Annotated in this window: 17 protein-coding genes; 6 read left to right on the top strand and 11 right to left on the bottom strand. The window is 66.6% G+C overall.

All coding sequences use genetic code 11. The annotated features are described in order from the left end of the window. Positions 1-3 precede the first annotated feature (3 nt). Positions 4-1,338, bottom strand: coding sequence for an MFS transporter (locus KB879_RS35090; RefSeq protein WP_371827473.1), 1,335 nt, complete (start codon positions 1,336-1,338; stop codon positions 4-6). 532 nt (positions 1,339-1,870) lie between these two features. Here KB879_RS35090 and KB879_RS35085 point away from each other — a divergent pair. Next, the gene (locus KB879_RS35085) at positions 1,871-2,617 is read left to right on the top strand and encodes a hypothetical protein (RefSeq protein WP_211984219.1); all 747 of its coding nucleotides are present in this window, start codon (positions 1,871-1,873) and stop codon (positions 2,615-2,617) included. A 138-nt stretch (positions 2,618-2,755) separates the two neighbouring features. Here the strand turns inward: KB879_RS35085 and KB879_RS35080 are convergent, their stop codons facing one another. Continuing rightward, positions 2,756-3,841: an AraC family transcriptional regulator gene (locus tag KB879_RS35080; protein WP_249221528.1), complete on the bottom strand. Its 1,086-nt coding sequence runs from the start codon at positions 3,839-3,841 to the stop codon at positions 2,756-2,758. A 245-nt stretch (positions 3,842-4,086) separates the two neighbouring features. Here KB879_RS35080 and KB879_RS35075 point away from each other — a divergent pair, with 245 nt between their 5' ends. After that, positions 4,087-4,761: an iron-containing alcohol dehydrogenase gene (locus KB879_RS35075; RefSeq protein WP_211984217.1), complete on the top strand. Its 675-nt coding sequence runs from the start codon at positions 4,087-4,089 to the stop codon at positions 4,759-4,761. A 34-nt stretch (positions 4,762-4,795) separates the two neighbouring features. Next, on the top strand, positions 4,796-6,418 hold the full coding sequence (locus KB879_RS35070) for an arylsulfatase (RefSeq protein WP_211984215.1): 1,623 nt from the start codon (positions 4,796-4,798) through the stop codon (positions 6,416-6,418). Positions 6,419-6,604: 186 nt separating this feature from the next. Here the strand turns inward: KB879_RS35070 and KB879_RS35065 are convergent, their stop codons facing one another. The 3 genes from KB879_RS35065 to KB879_RS35055 form a co-directional block, all read right to left on the bottom strand. After that, the gene (locus KB879_RS35065; protein ID WP_211984213.1) at positions 6,605-8,254 is read right to left on the bottom strand and encodes an ATP-dependent acyl-CoA ligase; all 1,650 of its coding nucleotides are present in this window, start codon (positions 8,252-8,254) and stop codon (positions 6,605-6,607) included. A 115-nt stretch (positions 8,255-8,369) separates the two neighbouring features. After that, positions 8,370-9,938: a class I adenylate-forming enzyme family protein gene (locus KB879_RS35060; RefSeq protein ID WP_211984212.1), complete on the bottom strand. Its 1,569-nt coding sequence runs from the start codon at positions 9,936-9,938 to the stop codon at positions 8,370-8,372. A gap of 19 nt (positions 9,939-9,957) precedes the next feature. Beyond that, positions 9,958-11,070 carry a CaiB/BaiF CoA-transferase family protein gene (locus KB879_RS35055; RefSeq protein WP_211984210.1) on the bottom strand — a complete coding sequence of 371 codons (1,113 nt, stop codon included), beginning with the start codon at positions 11,068-11,070 and terminating at the stop codon, positions 9,958-9,960. 507 nt (positions 11,071-11,577) lie between these two features. On the opposite strand from KB879_RS35055, the gene KB879_RS35050 reads away from it, so the two are divergent. Then, the gene (locus KB879_RS35050; protein ID WP_211984209.1) at positions 11,578-12,501 is read left to right on the top strand and encodes a tripartite tricarboxylate transporter substrate binding protein; all 924 of its coding nucleotides are present in this window, start codon (positions 11,578-11,580) and stop codon (positions 12,499-12,501) included. Between the two features lie 103 nt (positions 12,502-12,604). Here the strand turns inward: KB879_RS35050 and KB879_RS35045 are convergent, their stop codons facing one another. From KB879_RS35045 to KB879_RS35020, 6 genes are all read right to left on the bottom strand, one after another. Continuing rightward, entirely contained in the window at positions 12,605-14,710 is a 2,106-nt protein-coding gene (locus KB879_RS35045; RefSeq protein WP_211984208.1) for an acetate--CoA ligase family protein, read from the bottom strand. 120 nt (positions 14,711-14,830) lie between these two features. Next, positions 14,831-15,229, bottom strand: coding sequence for a Zn-ribbon domain-containing OB-fold protein (locus KB879_RS35040; RefSeq protein WP_211984206.1), 399 nt, complete (start codon positions 15,227-15,229; stop codon positions 14,831-14,833). Between the two features lie 37 nt (positions 15,230-15,266). After that, positions 15,267-16,433 (bottom strand): thiolase domain-containing protein, encoded by a 1,167-nt coding sequence (locus KB879_RS35035; RefSeq protein WP_211984204.1) that lies wholly within the window; start codon positions 16,431-16,433, stop codon positions 15,267-15,269. 73 nt (positions 16,434-16,506) lie between these two features. Next, positions 16,507-17,493: a tripartite tricarboxylate transporter substrate binding protein gene (locus KB879_RS35030; protein WP_211984202.1), complete on the bottom strand. Its 987-nt coding sequence runs from the start codon at positions 17,491-17,493 to the stop codon at positions 16,507-16,509. A gap of 44 nt (positions 17,494-17,537) precedes the next feature. Next, positions 17,538-18,116: a DUF2889 domain-containing protein gene (locus tag KB879_RS35025; protein ID WP_211984200.1), complete on the bottom strand. Its 579-nt coding sequence runs from the start codon at positions 18,114-18,116 to the stop codon at positions 17,538-17,540. Positions 18,117-18,172: 56 nt separating this feature from the next. After that, positions 18,173-18,607, bottom strand: a complete 435-nt coding sequence (locus tag KB879_RS35020; protein ID WP_249221527.1) for a hypothetical protein — start codon at positions 18,605-18,607, stop codon at positions 18,173-18,175. Positions 18,608-18,965: 358 nt separating this feature from the next. On the opposite strand from KB879_RS35020, the gene KB879_RS35015 reads away from it, so the two are divergent. Further along, positions 18,966-19,985 carry a tripartite tricarboxylate transporter substrate binding protein gene (locus KB879_RS35015; protein ID WP_211984198.1) on the top strand — a complete coding sequence of 340 codons (1,020 nt, stop codon included), beginning with the start codon at positions 18,966-18,968 and terminating at the stop codon, positions 19,983-19,985. A 98-nt stretch (positions 19,986-20,083) separates the two neighbouring features. Beyond that, a complete protein-coding gene (locus KB879_RS35010; RefSeq protein ID WP_211984196.1) occupies positions 20,084-23,911 on the top strand; it encodes a LuxR C-terminal-related transcriptional regulator in 3,828 nt (1,275 codons plus the stop codon). The last annotated feature ends 97 nt before the right edge of the window (positions 23,912-24,008 follow it).

Here is a 24,008-nt window from a genome sequence, read left to right as displayed (position 1 = left end):
CAGTTACTGAGCTTCACGCCGCTCACTGAGGCTTCGGGCGGGGATGGCCAGCAACAGCCAGATCGTGCCAAACACCTGGATGGCGGCAACTACGGCAAAGGCCAGGTAAAGGCTCCCGGTTGCCGACTTGAGCGCGCCGACCGCACCCGGCGTCAGGACGGCAGCGAGATTGCCAATGCTGTTGATCACCGCGATGCCACCGACTGCCGCGGCGGGCGAAAGCAGTGCGGGCGGTAGCGTCCAGAACAGTGAAATGGCGCACATCGCGGCCGCTGCACCGACCGTCATCAACGCCACCGAGAGTGTCGGGCTGCCCTGTGCAAGGCTGAGCAACAGGAAGCAGGCCGAGCTGGCGAGCATGGCCAGCGCGATATGCCAGCGGCGTTCCTTGCGCCGGTCGGAACTGCGTCCGAGCCAGTACATACCGGGCAGGGCGAGCAGATAGGGCAGGCTGGACAGCATGCCGACGGTGCGCAGGTCTTCCATGCCGAACCCGCGGATCAGCGTCGGCATCCAGTACGCCATGGTCGTGGTGCCGCAGAAGATGCAGCAGTACACGATCCCCGCGATGTAGACCCGCGGCTCGCGCAGGCCTTGCAGCATGCTGCCTTCCGCATTGTGCTGTGCGTTTTCCGATGCCAGTGCCGCGGCAATGGCCTGCTTTTCCTGCGCCGTCAGCCATGAGGCCCGTTCAGGCTTGTCGGTGAGCCAGAACCAGCCAAACAAGGCCAGCAATACCGCCGGGATACCTTCGAGCACGAACAATGCCTGCCAGCCGCTCAGGCCGGCCCAGCCCTGGTACTGGGTCATGATCCAGCCGGCAAGCGGGCCGCTGGCGATTCCGGCAACCATTGCCGCCATCAGGAACACGGCCGTGATCCGGCCCCGCAGCGCGGCCGGGAACCAGTAGGTCAGATAGAGGATCACGCCCGGAAAGAAGCCCGCTTCGGCCATGCCCAGCAGGAAGCGTGCGACCACCAGTTGGTTCGTCGTGGTGATGAACGCCATGCCCAGCGAGATCGCGCCCCACAGCAGCATGATGCGCGTGATCGTGGCCCGGGCGCCGACGCGCTTCAGGTAAAGATTGCTGGGCACTTCGAAGAGGATGTAGCCGAGGTAGAAGATCCCGGCCCCCAATCCGTAGGCGGCATCGCTCAGCCCGATGTCCTGTGCCATGTGCAGCTTGGCGAAGGAGATATTCAGCCGGTCAATCGCGCAGATGACATGTGCAAGGAACAGGAACGGCATCAGCCGCCATATCACCTTGCTGTAGACACCGCTCAGCTCCGGCATCGCAATGCCGGCTCCTGTGGGAACGTACTGATCTGTCTGACTCACGAGTTGCTCCTCCTCTGCTTGTTGTACTGGGGGTGCAAACAAGGCCTGCCGCGGTGCGGCGCCCCGCCGGTTGACACGGGTGCCCTCGGGGAAACTCATGAATCCGGGATCCTTCCGGCGGCCACGCTACCGCGAGGCGTGTCTGGGCCAGCGCGCTACCGGGTCCGGTAGTGGTCGGAACCCTGTCTCCTCTGTTTCGGCAATACTAAGAGTTAAGGTGCGGCCGCGTTATGGCCTATTCGGACAGGAGGTTGTCATTTGCGGACGCTGGCGATGGGCTGCGACCGGGCACGGCCGCGGGGCGGTCGAACCACCCCGAGTCGGGGGGGCAATATGACAGGACGACGTGGTTAGCTCATGGCTGACTGGCCGTTTGCATCGGAGACTGGCGCAGGCATCGCAAGGAGCGGACACAGGGTCACCGCTGCGCGCGTGGGTACAGCCGGCGCGCGGGAATGGTCAGCATTGTCGGGCTTGCCTTGTCGTGATTGCATCCAGCCGCAAGAACCTGTTCCCCAAAAGGAGACCCCCCATGATTGCCTTCGGCACCCGTGCGCGTGCAGAGGCCACGCGCAGGGCCGTTCCGGTCCAGCTTGAAGACGGCATCAGCCGCCTGTTCCATAAATCGGAGTGGATGGACACAGGACAGGACCCGGAACTGTCCCCCAGCATCTTTCTGGTCGAGCAGCCGGCACATTCCGTTGCGCCGGCGCATTTTCATCGCCAGAATCAGTTTCAGCTGTTCATCGAGGGGGACGGGCAGATTGGCAGGAGGCCCTTGCAGCCGCTCACCGTTCACTATGCGGGTGCGTACACCGGCTATGGCCCGCTCGTTGCCGGGCCTGACGGCCTCAAGTACTTCACGATTCGTCCGGTGTTTGAAACCGGGCTGACCCCGGTGAGCGAGCGGGAGAAGATGGTCCGCGGACCCAAGCGGCACGAGCACGCCGGGCCGGTCAGGATCGCCGATCCGAGTCAACTGCGTACATTGCGAGGGCAGGCGCAGGATGATGTGATTCCGCTGGGGGCCGATGGCCTGGGCGTGACCCTGGCGGAGGTGCCTGCCGGCGAGGCACTCGTGCCCGACAGGCCCCCGCATGCCGGCAATCTCTTCATCGTGGTGCTGGCCGGGCAGCTGAACGCCGCTAGTCAAAGCCTTGGCCAATGGGAGAGCATGTTCATCTCGGCCGACGAAGCCGTGCCGGACATGGTGGCCGCTGCCAGCGGGTTACAGGTGGCTTTGCTATACACGCCGGAAAAGGCCGCTGCCTACTTGTGAGGGCTGTGGTGAGGGCTGTGAAGCGACGGGAGCGTGTTTGCTTCATGGCGCGATGCGCGGCGCGTTCTGCTACTGCCGCCGCTAGTCCACTGAATCATTGACATGGCAGGCACCGACCAATTTCAGTGATTCAGTGGACTAGCCGCCTCCGGCAACCTGCTTGCGGTACTGGAGTGGCGTCACGCCTTTCCAGCGCCGGTACGCGCGGATGAAGTTCGACGCCTCACCATAACCAAGCGCCGCGGCCACATGTTCGAGCTTCAGGCCGCCGGCAAGCATTTCCTCGGCCTGGGCTTCGAGCACTTCATCCTGCAACTGCCGGAAGCTGGTACCTTCTTCGGCAAGCCGCCGGCGCAGCGTGCGCGAGGTGATGTGGAACTCCCGGGCCAGCCTTTCCATGTCGGGCAGCGGTCCGGGACCTGCCGCAAGCCTGTTGCGCAACTGACCCGCAAGGCCGCTGCGTGCCCGCCGCTTGGCCAGCAGGGCCTGGCATTGCAATTCACATTGGCGGGCCACTTCGCTGTTGGCGCCTGGCAATGGCCTGTCCAGATATCCTGCGGCGTTCCGCGCAACGCGGTTCTCGCTGGCGCCGAACACCGGCATCATGCCGAACAGCTCCTGGTAGGGACGGGCATCGGACGGTTCCGAGCAGCACAGTGTGACGCTGTGCGCCGGTATCGTGGTGCCGATGAGGTCTCGCATGAAGCTGGCTGAAATGCCGAGATCGCGATCCACAATGAATGTCCGCACCGCCTCGGGCATCCTGCTGGCATCGATGGTCGTGACAAGCCTGTCACCATCCTCTTCGACGCGAATGTCCGTGAAGGGATTCCACAGGGTTTCGTAGCGTAACGCCATGGCGAGCGCGTCTCGCAGCGTGGCGCAGCTGAGCAATGCAAAGCCCCAGATGCCGCGCGTGGCGAGCCGGTAACGCAAGCCCGCCTGAATGCCGATTCCCGGGATATGACCCAGTTCATTCATCAGGTTCCGGATCAGCTGCAGCTCCTGCTCGATCTCCACGACGAACCCTGGCGCGGTCAGATGCTGCCAGTCCAGGCCAGTTCCCGCCAGGCAACGGTCGCCAGACAGGCCATGGTCCAGACCGAACTGGAGCAGCAATTGCAGACCGGGCCCGCTGTGTGGGGAGGGCTGGCAGGTGCGTGGCATCGACGGCATCGGGGGAGGGGCCGGAGCGCCGTTGGGCGATTGTCCGGAAATGATCATATCTTGTCCAAATATGCCATAACGATGAACGCGACGCCAAGCTAGCATCTGCCCTAGCAAGGAGGGCGTTCCCCCGGTCCGATACTCGTCGCAACGGCCAACGCCGGCTGCTGCCAGGTCCGGCGAGCAACATCCATCACCCCGGTGCAGCCCGCAAGCGGCAAGGTACGTTATCGCGTGCCTTGCGCAGCCCGCCATTAGCGCCCCCCCGCGCTTCAAGTCCATAAGGAACAGGAGACTGCACAATGGTCCTGCCAGAAGTTCCTCCCGGCATTCGTACGATGGGCTTTCCGGGCCAGTACCTGCAGGGAGCCGGTGCGCTGCAGTATCTGGGCCAGTTGCTGGTCAGGATGGGATACCAGCGCCCAGCGGTCCTCTGCGACGCCATCATCGCGGACAAGATCTTGCCCACGGTTGCCGTCAGCTTGCAGTCCCACGGAATCGAAGCCACGCAACTGGCGTTTCCCGGCGAGTGCACCAGGGCGGTCATTGACCTGCTTGCCTGCCACGCGCGCGATGGCAACCCCGACGTGATCGTCGGCCTAGGCGGCGTCAAGGCGGTGGATACGGCCAAAGGCATATCGCTGGCGTTGAATGTGCCGGTCGTCATCTGTCCGACCATCGCATCCTCGCTGCACGCCGAGCAGGTCGCATTTGGCACGCTCGTGCAACTCGTGGCCGCAGCGCGCGCCGACGCCGAGATTGCGGAGTTGCTGGATCTGCTTTGTGCGGTGAAGCTGCCGGTTACGCTTGCGCAGCTCGGGGTGCCTGTGGCGCAGCTCAAGGAGAGCGCTGCATGCATTGCCAGCACAACGCTGAACGGGCAGAAAAGCAATCTGATCAGTTCGCCGCTCAGCGCAGCCGAGCTCGAAGCCACGCTGCTGCGCGCCGATGCCATCGGCGCATCGGCCCTGTGGTAACGGCGACAACGCAACGCATCGAGGATAAATCTCTATGAAACACTGGAAACGTGCATTTTCGGTCCTGGCCGCCGTCCTGGCGCTGACCAGTCCTTTCGCGGCGGCAGCCCAGCAAGACAGGCCGAACATCCTCGTCATCTGGGGAGACGACATCGGCTGGGAGAACGTCAGTGCCTACGGCATGGGCGTGATGGGATACACCACTCCGAATATCGACAGCATCGGCATGGCTGGCATCCGGTTTACCGATCACTACGGCCAGCCATCCTGCACCGCGGGCCGCGCGGCGTTCATCACGGGCCAGTACCCGATTCGTTCCGGCATGACGACCGTCGGGCAACCGGGCGACAAGCTTGGCTGGCAGGCGGCTTCTCCCAGCCTGGCAGAAGTGCTGAAGGCGGCGGGCTACCGCACCGGCCACTTCGGCAAGAGCCACATGGGCGATCTCAACGAACACCTGCCCACGGCGCACGGCTTTGATGAGTTCTATGGCAATCTCTATCACCTGAACACGGAAGAGCTCCCCGAGTATCCGGACTACAAGGCGTACGCGGACGCCTATCCGGGCGGCGCCAAGGCCTTCGCGCAGAAGTTCGCATCGCGTGGCGTGCTTCACTCATTCGCGACGGACAAGGACGACCCGACGGTCATGCCGAGGTTCGGACGCGTCGGTCGCCAGACGATTGAAGATTCAGGTCCGCTTACGATGAAGCGGATGGAGGATTTCGACGGTGCCGAGGTCATTCCCAAGGCCATTGACTTCATGCAACGCTCCAGGCAGGAGGGAAAGCCGTTCTTCGTCTGGCTCAATACCAGCCGCATGCACCTTTACACCCACCTGAATGAGAAATGGCGCTATGCGGCGTCGAAATACACGCATCAGGAAGACATGCAAGGCAGCGGCATGCTGCAGCACGATCATGACGTCGGCATGGCGCTCGACTTTCTCAAACGCAATGGTCTGGATAACAACACGATCGTCTGGTACTCAACCGATAACGGCCCGGAGCACTCCTCCTGGCCCCACGGTGCGACCACGCCGTTCCGTGGCGAGAAGATGACCACTTACGAAGGCGGCGTACGCGTGATCTCGATGTTGCGGTGGCCAGGCGTCATCAAGCCCGGGCAGATCAAGAACGGCATCCAGGCACACCAGGACATGTTCAGCAGCCTTGCCGCCATCGGCGGCGTGCCGGACGTCGCTGAACGGATGAAGCAGGAGAAGACGCAGTACATCGACGGCGTGAACAATGTCGACTACTGGACCGGAAAGGCGCAGGAGAGCGCGCGCAAGGATTTCCTGTACTACTACGAGAACAAGCTGACGGCCGTTCGCATGGGCCCGTGGAAGCTGCATTTCTCGCTGAAGGAGAACTACTATGCCGAACTGCGGCCGCAAACCTTCCCCATGCTGTTCAACCTGCGCAGCGACCCCTTTGAAAGCTATGACAGCAAGGACTCGTACGGTCACCTGATACAGCAGGCCCAGTGGCTGTCCGGCCCGCTGAACGAGCTGATGGCGAATCACCTGAAGTCTCTGGCCGAATACCCGCCCGTGCAACCGGCCAAATCCTTTGACCGCTCGAATTTCGTCCAGGATTTCCTGCAACAGCAAAAGCGGCAACAGGCGGCGGCGAAAGCCCAGGCGCGCGAATAGCACGGCGGGAGATGAGGAGCATGACGGTCCGGCGCGCGGCGCGGGGCCGAACCGTACCACTGCACGTCGCACTCCGGCCTGCGGCTGGTGATGATGGCGCTCACGGGGCCGGATGAGCAGGTCACGGACAAGAGGCGTGAAGCGAATCCGGCCCCATGTTTGTCATCAGCCGGCGTACGACGGTGGCTATCGGCGGCGGCTTTGGTCGCGCAACGGTGTCTGGTCGCGGTCCCACAAGCGTCCAGGTTCGGCCTCGGCCCGCTCCTTGAGCTTGAACTTCTGGACCTTGTTGGTCAGCGTCACCGGCAGTTCGTCGACGAACTCGACAAAGCGCGGCACCATGAAGCGGCTCATATTGGCCGCACAGTGCAGGATCAGGGCTTCATGCGAGAGGTGCTCGCCATCGTGCAGGATGATCGAGGCAGCTACCTCGTCCTCGGTGAATGCCGAGCGTACCGGATACACGGCAACCTGCTTCACCTGCGGGATTCCAAGGATGATGTTCTCGACTTCGAAGGCGGAAATGTTCTCGCCCCGGCGCCGGATGGCGTCCTTCTTCCGGTCGGTGAAATGCAGGTAGCCGTCGTCGTCGAAGTAGCCGCAGTCGCCGGTGTGGAACCAGCCATTGAGGTGCGAGGCAATGGTGGCCTCGGGCATCTTGTAGTAGCCGAGCGGCGTCGCCCAGGGCTGTTCCACGCGTAGCAGGATCTCGCCGGCGGTGCCGGCGGGCACGTCGAAGTCGTCGTCGTCAACCACGCGCACGCGCACGCTGTCGCGCGGGATGCCCGCGCTGAACACCTTGTCGGGCGGCGCGCCGGGCGGGCACCACGTGGCGGCGCAGTAGTCGCTCAGGGCGTAGCCGGTCAGCACCTTGATGCCGAAGCGTTTCTCGAAGTCGTGGACAAGGGGCGGCGGGGGCGCCAGCGTGCAGACGCGGACCTTATGGTCGCGGTCCTGCGGGTCGGGCGGCCGGCCGTACAGGAAGCTGCCCACCGCGCCGATCGAGGCGAACCGCGTGGCGCCTGCGGCGCGCACGTCATCCCAGAAGCGGCTGGCCGAGAACCGCTGGGCCAGTGCGACGGTGGACCCTGCCATCAACGCGGTTGTCACGCCGAGCAGCAGGGCGTTCGCGTGGAAGAGCGGCAGGAAGACATAGTCGACATCGTCCGGCCGGAATTGCCGGTAGCGGATCGCCTGCTCGGCCCAGAAGTGGGTGCAGGCGTGCGTGAGCATGATGGCCTTGGATGGGCCGGTGGTGCCGGACGTGTAGAGCAGGTAGGCGAGGTCGCTGAACTTTGCCGGGCTGTCTACCGGCGTGTCCGTCGCGCAGTTTGCCGGAAACGGGTGGACGCTGACCGGCGATCCGTCCAGCCGTGCCTGTGCGGTGGAGACATCGCCAAGCACGATCACGCGCTTCAACGCGGGCAGGTCTGCGGCGATCCGCAGCACTTCCCCGGCGAGGCCATCGGAGACGATGATCGCCGCACAGTCGGCATGGTCGAGGTAATAGCGCAGCAACTGGCCTTTTGCCGCGGTATTGATCGGCACCGCCACGGCGCCGAGCTTGCCCAGCGCGAAATGGCTGAGGACCTGCTCGGGGCAGTTATCGAACATGACGGCCACGTGATCCCGGTATCCGATGCCGAGGTCCGCGAAGGCGCGGGCGATGCCGTTGGTCTCGCGTTCAAGGTCGGCATAGGTGTAGTGCCGCCCGTCCGGCAGGTAGCGCAGGAACGTATGCGCGCCCGACAGCCGGGCGCGCTGCGCGATGACTGACGACATCGTCCATTGCCTGATATCGCCGAACGTAGCTTCGATGTCGATGGCTGCCTTCATCTGTCTCTCCTCTTGTCAGGTTCGGGGCCGTCGCCTCACGAGATGCAAAGCAGCCCCAATGAAGAAGGGCGCCCGGTGCGAAGCGGGCGCCCTTCAGAATGGGCGGGGCGAAGAATCAGGCCACCCTGCGCGAGTGATTCTTCCAGTATTTCTCCCGTACCTGCCGGCGCTGCACTTTGCCAACCACGCTGACCGGGACGTCGTCCACGAACACGATGGACTTGGGTGCCTTGAACCTGCCGATGCGTGCCTTGACGTGATCGATCAGCGTTTGCGTGCTGACCTCGCAGCCGGGCTTGAGCACCACCTCCGCGTGCACGATCTCGCCCCACTGCTCGTCGGGCACGCCCACCACCGCCGAGATGGCGACCGCCGGGTGCGAGCTGAGCGCGCCCTCGACCTCGATGGCGTAGACGTTGAAGCCGCCGGTGATGATCATGTCTTTCTTGCGGTCCACGATGAAGAGGAAGCCTTCTTCATCGACATAGCCCAGGTCGCCTGACTTCCAGAAGCCGTTCTCGAACTCCGCCGCCGTGCCTTCCGGATTGTTGTAGTAGCCCGAGATCACCGCGCGCGAGCGCAGCCAGATCTCGCCGGTGACGCCCGGCGCCACCGGCTTGCCGGCTTCGTCGACCACCACGACTTCGGCCTGGCCGGTGACGCGGCCCGCGGAGCCGAGACGTTCGTCCGAGACGGTGGCATGGTCAGCCTTGGTCAGCACCGCCACGCGCTGCATGCATTCCGTGGAGCCGTAGGCCTGCACGAAGATATTGCCAAAGCGGTTCTGCAGCAGGCGCAGCTTGTCGGGGCTGATCGGCGCGGCGCCGTAGAAGCAGGTGTCCAGGCTGGACAGGTCATAGCTGCTGGCCTCGGGCAGCTCCAGCAGGCGGTAGAGCAGCGTGGGCACCATCATGGCAATGGTGATCCGGTGCTCCTGCACGTTGCGGCACCACTGGCGCAGGTCGGGCGCGTTCTGCGTGACCGTGCAGCCGCCGCGGAACAACGTGGGCAGCAGGCCCAGCCCGGAGCCGTGGCTGACCGGCGCCATGTGCAGGTAGCGGGTGTCGGCGTTGAGCCAGTTCTCGGGGCTGGCATAGAAGGAATCCCGGTTGGCCAGCCAGTTGTCCATGGTGTACTGCGCGCACTTGCTCTTGCCGGTGGTGCCGCCGGTGAAGCGATAGACCAGCACGTCCTGCGTCACATCGCTTTCCACGCCGGGATTGGTATCGGGTACGCCGTGGAGCAGGTCATCAATGTACAGCAGCCCGGGCCTCGGGGTGGCGGGCGGGTCCATGCAGACCACCGTGATGCCGCGCTCGTGCAGCATGCCGAAGTACGCGTCGATCAGCGCGTTCTCGATGAACACGACCTTGGGACGGATGAATTCGATCTGCCAGCGGTGCTCGTCAATGCCATCGCGGAAGTTGGTCCAGCATGCCGCCGCCTCGCCCTTCAGAGCGGTCCATGCATGCAGCAGCGACAGGTTGTCGTTTTCGAGGATGCACAGGTAGGTATCGCCGCGGCGCAGTGCCAGGCGATCGCGCAACATGTTGGCGACGCGGTTGGTGAACCGGTGCAGCTGGTCGTGCGTGAAGCGGCGGTCGCGCTCGGTATTGACCAGTGCCTCGCGGTGGCCATGGTGCATCGCAATCTGCCCGGTCAGGTGGGCAAAATTTGTTTTCATCTACTGTCTCCGTGTTGCTTCAATTCCTGATCCACTCGTCCAGGACCGTGGCGGAATGCTCGCCGCGCGCGGGGATGGGCCCGGGCGCTCCGGCCGGCGTAGCGGAAAACCTCGGCGCCGGGCTCGCCTGCAGGACACCGTCCGTATCGAAATAGACGCCGCGTGCCCGCATGTGGGGGTGGGCCGCCGCTTCGTCGGGGCTCAGCACCGGTGCAAAGCAGGCGTCGGTGCCCTCCAGCGACGCGCACCAGGCGTCCCGGTTGCGCGTCGCGAACAGTTCGGCCAGGCGCTCGCGCAGGGCGGGCCAGTTGGCCGGGTCATATGCTTCATCGTAGGCGGGATCCTCGGCCAGGCCCAGCCTCTCGCGCAACTCGCGGTAGAACCTGGGTTCCAGCGCGCCCACGGAGATATGGCCGCCGTCAGCGCAGCGATAGGTGTTGTACCAGTGCGGGCCGTCCAGCAGGCTCTTGCCGCGCTCGGCATGCATCCTGCCAGACGCCTGCAGACCGAGCAGCATCGACATCATGTGTGCGCTGCCATCGACGATGGCAGCATCCACCACCTGGCCCCTGCCGGTGGCGCGCGCGTTCATGACGCCCGCCAGCAGCCCGACGGCCAGGTACATGGCGCCGCCACCGATGTCGCCCACCAGGCTGGGCGGGGCCATCGGCGCTTCGCCGGGCTGCCCCGCGTACCACAGCGCTCCGGATAGTGCGATGTAGTTGATGTCGTGGCCAGCGGCCTGGGACAGGGGACCGTCCTGCCCCCAGCCCGTCATCCGTCCGAACACCAGGCGCGGGTTGCGCGCCAGGCACACATCGGGGCCCAGCCCGAGGCGATCCATTACCCCCGGGCGCATGCCTTCGATCAGCGCGTCGCAGTGTTGCGCCAGCCGGAGCACGGTTTCCACGCCGCCCGGCGTTTTCAGGTCGACCGCCACCGAGCGCTTGCCGCGCCGGGCAAAGGCATGGCGGCCCAGGTCGATGCTTTGCGCGCCGGCCTGGAGGCGGTCGACCACCACGACGTCGGCGCCCAGGTCGGCCAGCAGCATGCCGCAGAACGGGCCGGGGCCGATCCCGGCCATTTCCAGCACCCTTAGGCCGGCGAGCGGGCCCTGCTTTCCTGACGTCATGGTCTTGCCTCAGCGAATCGCGATTAACGCGATGATAGACAGGGCGGTGCCACCGTGTGGCCCCCCATGCCGGGTGAGGCCGTGCGGGTGTAACAGGCATGGCGGACGTAACGCAGACCCCACGCTGCGCCGGCACGCCCCGAGGCAGCAAACGGCTGACATGGCGCTGCTGGTGGTCAGCCGGGCACTTTGCATGCCGCGGCACGGTTGCGGCATGTGCCGCTGCCTGCGGCCCCGAACGGCATAAACGCCATTAGATGCGCAACGAGGCCTTCCTTGCCGTGGCTCGCGGCGCCGGCAATACCCGGCCTGTATCGCGCGAGACAGCGAATGTATTTCCGCCATCTCCCGCCAGTTCGTAGCATGAGGCTCGCGGCCAATGTCGACGGCGCTGTTGACACGCAATGGACAGCGGTCGCTTCCCACGACAGAACAGATCATGAGAGGAGATGCATGAATATCAGGCGACGGAAAGCATGCCTGCTGCTTGCGGCCGCGGCGGCGTCCATGAGTGCGCACGCTGCGCAGGCAGTACCGGACTATCCGGCCCGGCCGGTCAAGCTCATCGTTGCCATGCCGCCAGGCGGCGGGCTCGACACCACGGCACGCTATCTTGCCAAGGAACTTTCCGAGCAGTTCAGGCAGCCCTTCGTTGTCGAGAATCGCCCCGGGGCCAACGGCTTCATCGCCGCCAGATCGGTGGCCGGCGCAGCGCCCGACGGCTACACGCTATGGATGAGCAGTAATTCACCGATGGTCACCAACGCGGCCGTGTTCCGGAACCTGCCGTATGACCCCGTCAACGATTTCACGCCGATCGCGCGGCTGGTGCGCCTGCCGCTGGTGATCGTCGTGCCGGCCGGCTCGCCCTATAAGACGCTGGACGGCCTGATGGCGGCGGGCCGGGCGTCGCCCGGCAAGCTGAACTATGCCAGCGGCTCGGCCACCTACCATGTGGTCATGGAGCTGCTTCACGAACGCAACCATGTGAAAGCCAACGCCGTACCGTACAAGGGCACCGCACCCGCGATGACCGACCTCGCCGCAGGCCACGTGGACTACTCGATCGGCGAGATCAACGCGGTCATGCCGCTGGCGCGCGCGGGCAAGTTGCGGGTGCTGGCAGTCACCGGCGCGCAGCGCCTGAAGGAGCTGCCTGACGTGCCAACGGTTGCCGACGGCGGCGCGCAAGGCTTCGAGGTGGACGGCTGGATCGCGCTCTATGGCCCGGCCAGAATGCCGCCGAACCTGGTGGAAGCCCTGCATGAAGCGGTGGACGGGATACTGCGCAAGCCGGCCACGGTCCGCTCCATCGAGGCGCTCAGTGGCGTGGTGTACCCAGCGGGCCCGGCGCAGCTGAGGGCATTCCAGGCAAGCGAGCTCGAGCGCGCCAGGAAGATCGTGAAGACGGCCGATATCCCGCAGGACTGACCGGGGTGGGAACACCGGCCGCGGAGCGTGCCGGTGTTCCCCGAATCCCGGCAAGCGCTGGGCCGGATCAGCGCTTGCCGCAATCGATGCCTGTCATTGACGCTTAATCAGCGCACGAGTTGATTTCGATGACGGCGTCCGCGGCGTACGCGCCTTCGCCCTTCGGCATCGCAAAGACGGGGTTGAGGTCCACCGATTGCAGGCGCGGGCCGGCTGCGGCAGCGAACGCGGAGAGGCGCGACAGCGTGCGTGCCAGCGCCGCAATATCCGCCACCGGCCGGCCGCGTGCGCCCAGCAGCAGCGGCGCCCCCTTGATCGAGCGGATCATCGTTTCGGCCACGTCTTCGCCGAACGGGCAGCGGTGGAATACCACGTCCTTGAGCACTTCGACGAAGACGCCGCCCAGGCCGAACATGGCGACGGGGCCGAACGTCGGGTCGCGGTTGATGCCCATGATGCATTCCACGCCGCCCGACAGCTGCCTGGCCACCAGCACGCCTTCGATGCGCGCGTCGGGCGCGGCCTGGCGGGCGCGTTCCATCAGGGTCTCGAAGCCGCTGCGCACGGCGGCTTCGTCGCGCACATCCAGCAGCACGCCGCCGATCTCGGATTTGTGCAGGATGTCCGGCGACAGGATCTTCATCACCACCGGGTAGCCGATCTCGCGGGCGGCCAGCACCGCGGTCTCGGCAGTGCGGCATTCGCGTTCGGGGGCGCTGGCAATGCCGGCCTGGGCCAGCAACTGCTTGGCCTGCGCCTCGGTGGGGGTTTCGGCCGGCAGGGTCACTGGCGGCAATTGCGGCGCTGCCGCCGGTGCCGTGGCGGCAAAGACGCGCCCGAAGCGTCCCATGGCGGCGATGGCCGTGACGGCGCGGGTCGGGTCACCGAACACGGTGAAGCCCGCCTCCTCATAGCGCGCCATCATTTCGGCCGGGCCGCGGGCGACCAGCACGTAGAGACGGTCCGGGTAGCGCTCGCGCACCTTGCCCAACTGCGCGAGCAGAGTTTCGGTCACAGCGGGCGAGGCGGCGGCGTAGCTGAAGAAGCCGAGCACGGAACGGTAGCCGCCCTCGCTGACCATGGCCTCGGTGAAGGGGGTGATGAGCGACGGATCGTTGATGAACTGGGCGGTCGTATCCACCGGATTGCGTGGAGAGCAGATCGGCAGCATCTCCAGCATGCGCGCCTGCGCGGCCGCGGGCATCTCGGGCATCGGCAGGCCGAGTTCCTCGGCGACGTCCGATACGATCACGCCCGCGCCACCGCTCACGGTGATCACGCCCAGCGTGTTGTCGGCCGGGAAGACGCCGCGCATGGCCAGGCGCACGATGTCGAGCATTTCTTCGGTGGTGCGCGCGCGCACCACCCCAAGTTCGTCGAGCACGGCGCTGAACACGGCGTCGTCACCGGCGATGGAAGCGGTGTGCGAGCGCGCCGCCGCGCCGCCCACCTCGCTGCGGCCGACCTTCATCATCACCACGGGCTTGCGCGCCGCACGCGCTGCCTGCAGTGCCTCGACCAGCCCGTCGCCGTCGTTGATGCCCTCGGAGTACAGGGCGATGACATCGGTATTGGGGTCATCCACCAGCAGGCGGACGATGTCGCCGACCGTCAGGTCGGCCTCGTTGCCCGTCATGACGACGCTGGACGGATAGACGCCCGCTTCCATGGCCGACACCACCAGGTGGCTGCCGTAGGCACCAGACTGGCTGACGATGCCGACCCGGCCGGCGCGCACCTCGGCGACCCCGGTGAAGGTTGAGAAGGTGCCGATGAAACCGTTATGCAGGTTGGCCAGGCCCAGCGAATTCGGTCCCAGCAGGCGCATGCCGCCACGCCGCGCCGCCGCGACCATGGCGGCCTGCATGGCCGGGCCTTCGCCGCCGACTTCGGCAAAGCCCGCGCTGAAGAGGATGGCGGCGCGCACGCCGCGCCCGGCAAGCGCTTCCACTACGCCCTGTACCTGCGACGCGGGCACCGCGACGATGGCGACGTCGGGAACTTCGGGCAAGTCCGCAATCGAGGCATAGGCGGGCAGGCCCTGCACCTCGGTGCGGTTCGGATTGACCGGCAGAATGCGGCCGGCAAAGCCCTGCTTGCGCATCGAGGCGATCGGGCGGCCACCGATGCGGCCGGGGTCGTCAGAGGCGCCGATGACGGCGACGGAGCGCGGATTCAGCAGGCAGTCTGGTGTGGAGTGGGTAGGCATGGTCGGCGTGCTGGGGTTGGGTGTGCAATCGGTTCCCTCTCTCGGGCTGGACGCAGAGGGCGGCGGCATGGCAGGGGCACTTGGACCGGGGAGGGCGACATGGCCGCTCCCCGGCAGCTATCAGAGCGGCTTGAAGGTCGGTACCGGCGGGCCGTTGTCGGAGGGCGAGAACGTGACCTGCACGCGCTGGCCGATATGCACGGCGTCAAGGTTGCAATCGACGATGTTGGTCATCATCGTCACGCCTTCGTCAAGCGTCACATAGGCCATGCAGAACGGCGTGGGGCCGGCGCGGCGCGTGACGCTGTACGAATAGACGGTGCCGTGGCCGCCGGCCTGCTTCCAGTGGGTGGTGCCCATGCAGAACGGGCACAGCGTGCGCGGGTACCAGTGCGGCTTGCCGCAGCTGTCGCAGTGGCGCACCAGCAGGCGGCCTTCGCGCGCGGCCTGCCAGAACTCGGCGTTGTCGGGCTGCTCCGACGGAGCCTTGAAGGTAGTGGGGGTGTAGGGTGTCGTCATGATCTTGCTCGATGCCTTGCGTGGACGGCTACAGCGATTACTCGCGTTCCAGGATCAGGGTGGCACTGCCATGGCGTGAGCCGAGGAGGCCGCCGGTGCCCTGCGCCAGTGCCAGGTTGCAGTGCTTCACCTGCACGGCGGGATGGGCCTCGCCGCGCAGCTGGCGCACGGCCTCGATCACCTTGGTGATGCCGCCGCGGTTGGCCGGGTGGTTGTTGCACAGGCCGCCGCCGTCGGTGTTGAAGGGCAGCTTACCAACGCCCGAGATCAGGTTGCCGTCGGCGACGAACTTGCCGCCCTCGCCCTTCTTGCAGAAGCCGAGGTCTTCCAGCTGCATCAGCACGGTGATGGTGAAGCTGTCGTAGATGGACGCGTACTGGATGTCCGCGGGCGTGACGCCGGCCTCGGCGAACGCCGCGGCCCCGGACACCTTCGCTGCCGACCAGGTGAGATCGACTTCCCCGCCGAGCTGGCCCTTGACGTGCTCTCCGGCGCCCAGCACCTTGATCCTCGGGCGGTTCAGCTTCGCGGCAATCTCCGGACGGGCGACGATCAGCGCGCCGCCGCCGTCGGACACCACGCAGCAGTCGAGCTTGTGCAGCGGGTCGGAAATCATCGGCGAGTTCAGCACGTCTTCCACGGTCACGACATCGCGCAGCATGGCGAGGGGGTTGTGCTGCGCGTGGTGCGACGCGGCCACCTTGATCCACGCGAGTTGCTCGGGCGTGGTGCCGTACTCATGCATGTGGCGCATCGCCACCATGGCGTACATGTTGACGGTGAGCGGGCTGAAGGGCGCCTCGAACGGCAGGTCGGGGAGGTCGCTGCCCCAGTTGCGCGCCTTGGTGCCGCTGGAGCCTTCCGAGCGCGGACGGCCTGCCAGCGTGATCAGCGCGACATTGCACTTGCCCATGGCGATCGCCTGCGCCGCGTGCGAGACGTGCGCGAGGTAGGACGACCCGCCGGTTTCAGTGGAGTCCACGTGGCGCACCTTGAGGCCGAGGTAGTCGACCATGTTCAGCACGCCCAGTCCGGGCGCGTCGCCGGCGCAGAAGTAGCCGTCCACGTCCTGTAGCGACAGCCCCGCGTCTTCCAGCGCGCCCTTGGCGCTTTCCGCGTGCAGCTGCGCCACGGTCTTGTCCGGGGCCTTGCGGGTCGGGTGCTCGTAGGCGCCGACGATGTATGCCTTGCCTTTGATGCTCATGCTTGCTTTCCTGTTGGGTCAGAGAGGAGTGTCAGGATGCCGGGCATCCCGTTCTGTGAGGCAGCCGCGCGGATCATTCCGGCTCGATGCCGGCCGTGGCGATCATCCGCTTCCAGTTCTGCTGGTCCTCGACAATGGTCTTGCGCAGTTCCGGGCCGCTGGCGGGGTAGGGCACGGCGCCACGGGCCGCATAGTGCGCCGCGGCTTCCGGCGATCTGACGAACTCCAGCGTGAGCTGCGCCAGTTTGTCCACGATGGCCGGGGGCGTGCCGGCCGGCGCGAACAGGCCGGTCCAGGTGTTGAACGATGCATTCGGCACGCCGGCCTCGGCGACCGTTGGCACATCCTTGAGCTGCGGCACCCGGGCCGGCGCGGCCACGGCCAGCGCGCGCAGCTTGCCGGTCTGCACGTGCGGGATCACCGCGGAAACCTCCACGGCGCCATAGTCCACCACGCCCGTCATCAGGTCGGGCAGCAGCGTGCTCATGGCCTTGTAGGGCACGCTGACGGCCTGGATCTTGGCGGCGTCGTTGACGGCGGCGAGGATGGTGCGGTAACCGGTACTGGAGGTGCCGTAGTTGAGACTGCCCGGCCTGGCCCTGGCCGCCGCAACCAGGTCGGCCAGGGTGCGGTAGGGCGAGGATCCCGCTACCACCACGGCTACCGGCAGCGCCGACATGCGCGCGACGGGCACGAAATCCTTCTGCGGATCGTAAGGCAGGCGCTTGAACAGGAAAGGGTTGGCGGCCATGGCCCCCGAGCCGGACAGCAGCAGCGTGTAGCCATCTGGCGCGGCCTTGGCGACATAGTCGCTGGCGAGGATCATGTTGGCGCCGGGCTTGTTTTCCACGATAAAGCTCTGGCCCAGCTTCTGGCCGAGGTATTTGGCCAGCAGCCGGGTGTAGTCGTCCAGTCCGGTGCCGGCGCTGGTGACCGATACGATCCGCACCGGGCGCTCCGGATAGGTCTGTGCCGCAGCCGCCTGCATCAGCGCCGGCACTGCCAGCAAGGCCAGCAATGCCTTCAGTGGCCGGCTTGCCCGTGTCGCAAATCCATGCATAGGTCTCCTCCGTTCTGGTTGTTGAAACTGGTTGCCGGGGCGCTTCATTCGCCGTGAGCGGCCTGGCCGGCGCGCCGGCCCTCGGGCCACAACAGTTTTGCCGTCTCGCCGTCCTCACGGTAGGTGTGGCAGCTGTTGATCAGCATCGGCCGCGGAATCGGCTTGCCGTCCGGCGTGGGCTTGTTGCCGTTGCGCTCCCGGCGCATCACCGCCATGGTGGTCTGCATGGCGGTAGTGGCCATGGGGCCGAGCAGTTCGGTGAGATGGGTGCAGCCGTTCACGCCGCCCACGATCGCCTTGACCTTCTGCCGGAACCCGCCGCGAATTTGCAGGCCTTTTAAGCCCGCATAGGCCGGCGAGATGTCCGGGCAGTGCACCGTCGGGCCGGCTTCGATGCTGGCGCTGACGTCGTGGATCAACAGGTCGCGGTCCACCGTCAGCACGATACGCATGTGGTGAATCGCGGCCCCCGGGGGCACCAGCTTGAACAGCAGGTCCGTGCCGGTGGGCGAGATGTCCTGCATTTCGCCCTCGATGTCGAACAAGCCATCGCTGCGTTCATAGCCAGTGCAGGTGATGCGGCGCACGTGAATGGGCTGGCGGGTGGGGGTAGTCGGGTTCATGTTGGCCTCTGTGCCGGACCGGGCGGGTTGCGCACCCGGGCACTTCATCGGTGTCGTTAGCTCTGCGGCTGCAGCCAGGCGCCGTGGCGGCCTCGCCGCGCGCCTTGCATGCGGCGGTGCGCCGCCCAGAACAGCACGCGCAGCGCAAACCCGGCCACGCCGCTCATTGCCTGCCTGCAGTGTTCGGCCTCCAGTTCCACCGGCACGCCGAGCTCGGCTGCCGAGGCGTAGCAGACGATGCGCATGCGCGCGTCGCCGCCTTGCATGCGGCTGTCCAGCAGTGCGTGCAGCGTGTCGGCGTATGACAGCTGGCCGGGCGTGCCGGCCGATTCCCGCGCACAGCGCTGCAGCTGCAGGCTGAACTGGCGGACTTCCTGCAGCAAGTCCATCAGCCGCTCCATCGGGGCAACGGCCTGCGGCGCGGTTCTGGACACGTGGCGCTGGCGCGGGCCGGTCGTACGTGTATCTGGCGGGATCTGTTGAAACTGCATCGTCTTGTCTCGAAAGGGGTTGCCGCGCGGCGGCAACATCCGCAGGCGCGGCGTCGGGAACCAGTTTCCTGCGCGAACGCAGGCGTGACCCCACTCCACCAAGGGGGGCATCGGCACGGGACCGCTGTTTTGGGAGGGATATGGCTCGCTTTCCGTGAAACACCGGGCATCGGGCACCAGCGCCGTCCACTATCCATTCGCCCTAAATTACGAAACCTGGTACACGAGTACGAAATGACGTAGACTATCATCTAACTACGATATATCGTATATATATACGACATTCAGTAGAACATGAGTACGATAAGTCCCCTCAGAGGGCAAGGCCGGCATATCCGGCACACAGGAGACACAGCCCATGACATCGCTCACCCCCTCTTTCAGAACCCGGCTTGCCCGCTGGGCATCCTTGGGCCAGGCAGTGCTGCTGGCCTGCGGCGCGCTGGCCGCCACTGCGCCCGCGGCGTTCGCGCAAACGGCCTATCCGGCCAAGCCGGTGACCTTGGTCGTGCCGGGCCCGCCGGGCGGTATCACCGACCAGCTCGGGCGCCTGGTTGCGGCCAGGATGACAAGCGACTACGGCATACGGGTGATCGTCGACAACCGTCCCGGTGCCGGCGGCAACCTTGCCTCGGAAGTCGTGGCACGTGCCGAGCCGGACGGCTACACGGTCCTGCTCGGCACGCAGGGCACCATGGCCAGCAACCAGTTCCTGTACCGGTCATTGCGCTTCGATCCGGCCAGGGACTTTGTCGCGGCACACGGACTGATTGCTGTGCCGAACGTGCTGGTGGTGAACGGCAAGCTGCCTTACCAGACGGTCAGGGACCTGGTCACGTATGCCAAGGGGCACCCGGGCAAGCTGTCGGTGTCCTCGGCCGGCAATGGCACTGGCAGCCACTTGGCGGCCGAGCTGTTCCAGACGCTGGCCGGCGTGAAGTTCGTGCATATCCCGTACAAGGGCAGCGCGCCTTCCATCAATGACCTGCTGAGCGGTCAGGTCGACCTGACCTTTGACTACCCCACCTCCACGCTGGCGCAGATCCAGGCCGGCAAGCTGCGCGCGCTGGCAGTGACCGGCGCAACCCGTCTGCCGGCATTGCCGCAGGTGCCGACCATTGCCGAGGCGGGCTATCCCGGCGCGGAATCCACCTCGTGGATAGGCCTGTTCTTCCCGGCGCGGACTCAGGCAGCCGTGGTGGCGAAATGGCAGGCGGACGTGACCCGCCTGCTCAAGGATCCCGCTGTGGTGGAAGCCATCCACCGGATGGGCGGCGTGCCGCTGCCGCTCGGCGGGGAGGCGTTTGCCGGGTTTGTGCGCGCAGAGCGTACCAAGTGGAAGGCCACCATTGAGCGTGCCGGCGCCACCATCGACTGACGCATGGTTTGCCCCGGCCCGCGCCGGACAGAAGTCCTGGCGGCAGGATGCGCAACGCGCCGCCGCATTTTTTTCCCGTCAATTCGCAGAGGCTGTCAATGCGTGTTGCCCCGCCAATTGTCCTGTCGGAACAGGAACGCACCGAACTGGAATCGCTGGCCACAGCGGCAGAAGAAACGTCCAGGCTGGCGCAGCGCGCCCGCATCGTCCTGCTGGCGGCATGCGGCGAGCAGAACAAGTCGATCGCGCCCCAGCTCGGCATCGGCCGGGCCCAGGTGGCACGTTGGCGCGAGCGCTACGCACTTTCGGGTCTGCCGGGCATCGTCCAGGACCTGCCGCGCGGCGCGCCGCCGGTCAAGGTGGACGTGGCCCGCCTGGTGGCCCTGGCCAGCGAGCATCAGGACGGCACCTCCCGGCCATGGAGTACCAGGCGTCTGGCCGGAGAGCTCGGCGTGAGCCCCGCAAGCATTTCACGCCACTGGCGTGCGGCTGGCCTGGCCGCCACCGGGATGCCTCGCACTGCAGGCACGCCGGACGTCGATGCCTGCGCATCGGAAATCGTCGGGCTGTACATGGCCTCGTCCGTCCACGCCCTGGCGCTGTGCTCGGACGAGCAGGGGGCTATTGCGCCGCTGCCCGGACACGGTAGTACCAGGCAAGCCGGACGCGCACTGCCCGCACACCAGCGCAGCCTTGCCACCTCCCTGCTGACGGCGCTGCAGATGCTGGAAGCCGCGCTGCCCACCGCCGCGGCCGTCTGCGCAAACGAGCGGCATGCCGACTGGCTGGCATTCCTGCGCAAACTCGATTTCGCGATACCGGCCAGCAAGGCCGTGTGCGTGATCACGGACAACCCGGCCGGACATCACCATGCCGGAGTGCAGCAGTGGCTGCAGCAGCATCCTCGCATCCGGCTGCAGCTGGCGCCCACCTGGCCTGGCTGGCTGCGTGCCATCCAGCGCCTGTTGCGCGAGGCGCAGGCAGGACGGCCATCCCTCGCATTCCCGTCAGGCATTCCTGAGCTTCTGGCGGCCATTGAAGCCGCGGCGCAGGCCGGTCCCGGGACCTCGTACCGCTGGCTGCGCGGGGTGCCACAGCCGCTCCCCGCCGTGGGGCCGGATTCGAGCCAGGACATGGGCGATGCCGAGGCCTCGCGCTTCGGCGTCGCGCCCGTTCCCGGCGCCGGGCCGCTGCCGGCAGCATCCGCGCGCATGCCGCGGCCGATCGCCGATGCCAAGATACAGCCGCCGCGGGGCGCGCGCCAGCTGATGCCGCGCGAGGCGTTGCTGTCGCGTCTGGTGGACGCGCGCCAGCAACGCTGCGTGGTGATCCAGGGCCAGGCGGGCAGCGGCAAGACCAGCACGCTGATGGCATGGCGCAAGGCCATCATCTCGCTTGGCTATGACGTCTGCTGGCTGACGCTGTCGGTGGAAGACAACGAGCCGGCGCGCTTCTTCGATTGCCTGCTGGCCAGCATCGCCGAAGCCGACCCGGCCGCGGCGCACGAGGCCGAGCAGTTGACGGGCAGCGAAATCGACGAAGCTGCCATCGAACTGTGGGTCATCACCCTGGTGCAGGCCCTGGCGCGCCGGCAGCGCGAGCTGGTGCTGATGATCGACGACCTGCATGAGATTGCCGACGCGCGCATCCTGCAGGCTCTGCAATGGCTGCTGGACTACCTGCCGCCGCAGGTGCATCTGGTGTTCAGCTCGCGCAGCGCACTGGTGCTGTCGCTCGAGCACCAGCGCATGCAGGGCACGCTGTCCGAGTTCGACATGCGCGACCTGCGCTTCACGCCATCGGAGTCGGAGCGGTTTCTGCGCGAGCAGCTTGGTGGCGTCGACAGCGGCGTGGCTGGCGCACTGCATGCGCTGACCGACGGGTGGGTGGCCGGGCTGCAGCTGTTCGCCATCGACCTGCGCGCGCGGCCTGGCGGCGATTGTGCGCCGGTCCAGGTGCGCGATGCAGGCGCCTTTGCCGGCTATTTCGAGCGCGAAGTCCTGGCGCGGCTGGCGCCGGCTGATCTCGAGCTGCTGACCCGCGTGGCGGTCTGCCAGCGCATCTGCGCACCGCTGTGCGCCGCCATCCTGGGCGAGCCGGGGGCCGTCGTGCAGATCAAGGGGCGTCTGTGCCAGCTGGTGGCCGACAACCTGTTTATCAGCGCCATCGGCGGTCACGACTGCGAGACCTGGTACCGCCTCCATCCGCTGTTGCGTGAAACCCTGCTGACCCGGCTGGCAGCGCAGGGAGAAGCCGCGCAGGGCGCGCTGCATGGCACGGCGTGGCGCTGGTTCGAGGCCCGCGGTGAGATCGACGATGCGGTCTTCCATGCGGTCAGGGCCGGCGATGCGGAGGCTGCGGCCGGGATGGTGCAAGCCTGTGCCCGCCAGTTGCTGGAGCGCGGCGAACTGGTCCAGCTGGCAGGCCTGTTGCGCCAGTTGCCGGCCGAAGAGGTGCGCAGGCGCTTCGGCCTACACGTGGTGCTTGCCTACGTGCAGTTGTACAGCCGTGACTTCGATGCGCTGCGGCGCAGCCTGGATGAGATGGCTGCGCGGCAGCCCGGGCTGCAGCCGTGCGAGCGGTATACTCTGCTGCTGTTGCGTGCCGGCCTTGCGCATCAGCTGGACGACAACGACGAGGCGGCTGTCATGCTGCCGCAGCTATGGGAGCCGCCGCCGGATGCCGACGACTTTGCGTGGCATGCGCGCGCCAACGTGGTCTCGTGGCTGCTGACCCGGCGCGGCCAGTACGACCTGGCGCGCCAGGTGCTGGACGAAGCCGACCAGCGCACCGAAGCCCCGCGCAGCGGACAACTGGGCCGCTGCATCCATGCCATCAGCCTGGCGCGCCAGGGTCGCATCAGGCAGGCCTGCAAGATCGTGCGCGAGGTGATGGAAGAGGCCGAGCGCTTTGGCGCAGCCTATGCGGGCCTGGCCGGCATGGCGGCCGGCCTGCTTGCCGATGCCCTCTACGAACTCAACGAGACCGAGGCCGCCTGCGAGTTGCTTGAGCCGCGCATAGGCGTGCTTGAGCGCGTGTCGCTGCCTGAGGTGGTGCTGCGCGCCTCCACGGTGTTGGCCAGTGCGCATTGGGTCAACGGCCGCAGCGCGCAGGCCTTGGCCAGCCTGGACCGGCTGGATGCCTATGCCGACCGCTATGGGCTGGACCGCCTGCAGGCCGAGTCGCAGGTACTGCGCCTGCGTTGGCACCTGCAGCTGGGGGAAACTGAGCGTGCCAACGTGGCGCTGGAACGGGTGCAGGCGATTGCCGCGCGCGCCGCCGGTGGCGGACCGCAGAAGGCCGCTGTCACAGCCGCGGCGGCCGCACGCGCCCGCATCGAGATGGCGCTGCACACCAAGGATTACGCCGGCGCGTTGGCCTGTGCCCGGCGGCTGGCCTCCTGTGGACAGGCCGAGGAGCTACTGGGCGCGGCCGGCCTGCGCCTGCAACTGGCCATCGCCCGCCAGGGCCTGGGCGAGGTTCAGTCCGCACACCAGGATTTTGTCGAGGCCATGCGCCAGGGGCACAGGCTGGGGCTGACACGCACCTTGCTGGATGCCGCCGCCGGCATGCCGGAGGCGCTCGCGAACCTCGCGGACCAGGAGGTGGGAGATCCCGTGCTGCGCTTCTACATCCGGCGCCTGCTGACAGCGGCCAGCCGCGCTGCGCCGGCACCGCGGCCGGCGCGGCCGATGGCGGCAGCCGGTGCGATCGCTGCGCTCAGTGAGCGCGAGCGCGAGATCCTGCACCTGCTGGCCCAGGCGATGTCGAACAAAAAGATCGCCAAGGTGCTCAACGTTTCGGCCGAAACGGTGAAGTGGCATCTGAAGAACATCTACGCCAAGCTCGGCGTCTGCGGCCGCGGCGGGGCGGCGGCGCGCTTGCGCGACCTGGAAGCGCCGGTGGCGGGCGACGGGCCCGCCTGAGCGGCCCGGGGGATCCGGCACGCTCCGGTCCCGGCTTGTCATTCCGGCCAAGCAGCGCTGGCCCGCACCCCAGGCCCCTCCCTCAGCGCCTGCGCCG

It is taken from the genome of Cupriavidus sp. KK10 (assembly GCF_018223725.1).
Lineage (GTDB): Bacteria > Pseudomonadota > Gammaproteobacteria > Burkholderiales > Burkholderiaceae > Cupriavidus > Cupriavidus necator.
Note: the sequence above shows the minus strand (reverse complement) of the source record. Positions and strands in the feature narration are given on the sequence as shown.

What these genes read in the sequence shown, in the direction of transcription:
- KB879_RS35085 (WP_211984219.1), top strand. Translation starts at nt 1,871, where the DNA reads ATGATTGCCTTCGGCACCCGTGCGCGTGCAGAGGCCACGCGCAGGGCC.
- KB879_RS35080 (WP_249221528.1), bottom strand. Translation starts at nt 3,841, where the DNA reads ATGATCATTTCCGGACAATCGCCCAACGGCGCTCCGGCCCCTCCCCCG.
- KB879_RS35075 (WP_211984217.1), top strand. Translation starts at nt 4,087, where the DNA reads ATGGTCCTGCCAGAAGTTCCTCCCGGCATTCGTACGATGGGCTTTCCG.
- KB879_RS35070 (WP_211984215.1), top strand. Translation starts at nt 4,796, where the DNA reads ATGAAACACTGGAAACGTGCATTTTCGGTCCTGGCCGCCGTCCTGGCG.
- KB879_RS35065 (WP_211984213.1), bottom strand. Translation starts at nt 8,254, where the DNA reads ATGAAGGCAGCCATCGACATCGAAGCTACGTTCGGCGATATCAGGCAA.
- KB879_RS35060 (WP_211984212.1), bottom strand. Translation starts at nt 9,938, where the DNA reads ATGAAAACAAATTTTGCCCACCTGACCGGGCAGATTGCGATGCACCAT.
- KB879_RS35055 (WP_211984210.1), bottom strand. Translation starts at nt 11,070, where the DNA reads ATGACGTCAGGAAAGCAGGGCCCGCTCGCCGGCCTAAGGGTGCTGGAA.
- KB879_RS35050 (WP_211984209.1), top strand. Translation starts at nt 11,578, where the DNA reads ATGAGTGCGCACGCTGCGCAGGCAGTACCGGACTATCCGGCCCGGCCG.
- KB879_RS35045 (WP_211984208.1), bottom strand. Translation starts at nt 14,710, where the DNA reads ATGCCTACCCACTCCACACCAGACTGCCTGCTGAATCCGCGCTCCGTC.
- KB879_RS35040 (WP_211984206.1), bottom strand. Translation starts at nt 15,229, where the DNA reads ATGACGACACCCTACACCCCCACTACCTTCAAGGCTCCGTCGGAGCAG.
- KB879_RS35035 (WP_211984204.1), bottom strand. Translation starts at nt 16,433, where the DNA reads ATGAGCATCAAAGGCAAGGCATACATCGTCGGCGCCTACGAGCACCCG.
- KB879_RS35030 (WP_211984202.1), bottom strand. Translation starts at nt 17,493, where the DNA reads ATGCATGGATTTGCGACACGGGCAAGCCGGCCACTGAAGGCATTGCTG.
- KB879_RS35025 (WP_211984200.1), bottom strand. Translation starts at nt 18,116, where the DNA reads ATGAACCCGACTACCCCCACCCGCCAGCCCATTCACGTGCGCCGCATC.
- KB879_RS35020 (WP_249221527.1), bottom strand. Translation starts at nt 18,607, where the DNA reads ATGCAGTTTCAACAGATCCCGCCAGATACACGTACGACCGGCCCGCGC.
- KB879_RS35015 (WP_211984198.1), top strand. Translation starts at nt 18,966, where the DNA reads ATGACATCGCTCACCCCCTCTTTCAGAACCCGGCTTGCCCGCTGGGCA.
- KB879_RS35010 (WP_211984196.1), top strand. Translation starts at nt 20,084, where the DNA reads ATGCGTGTTGCCCCGCCAATTGTCCTGTCGGAACAGGAACGCACCGAA.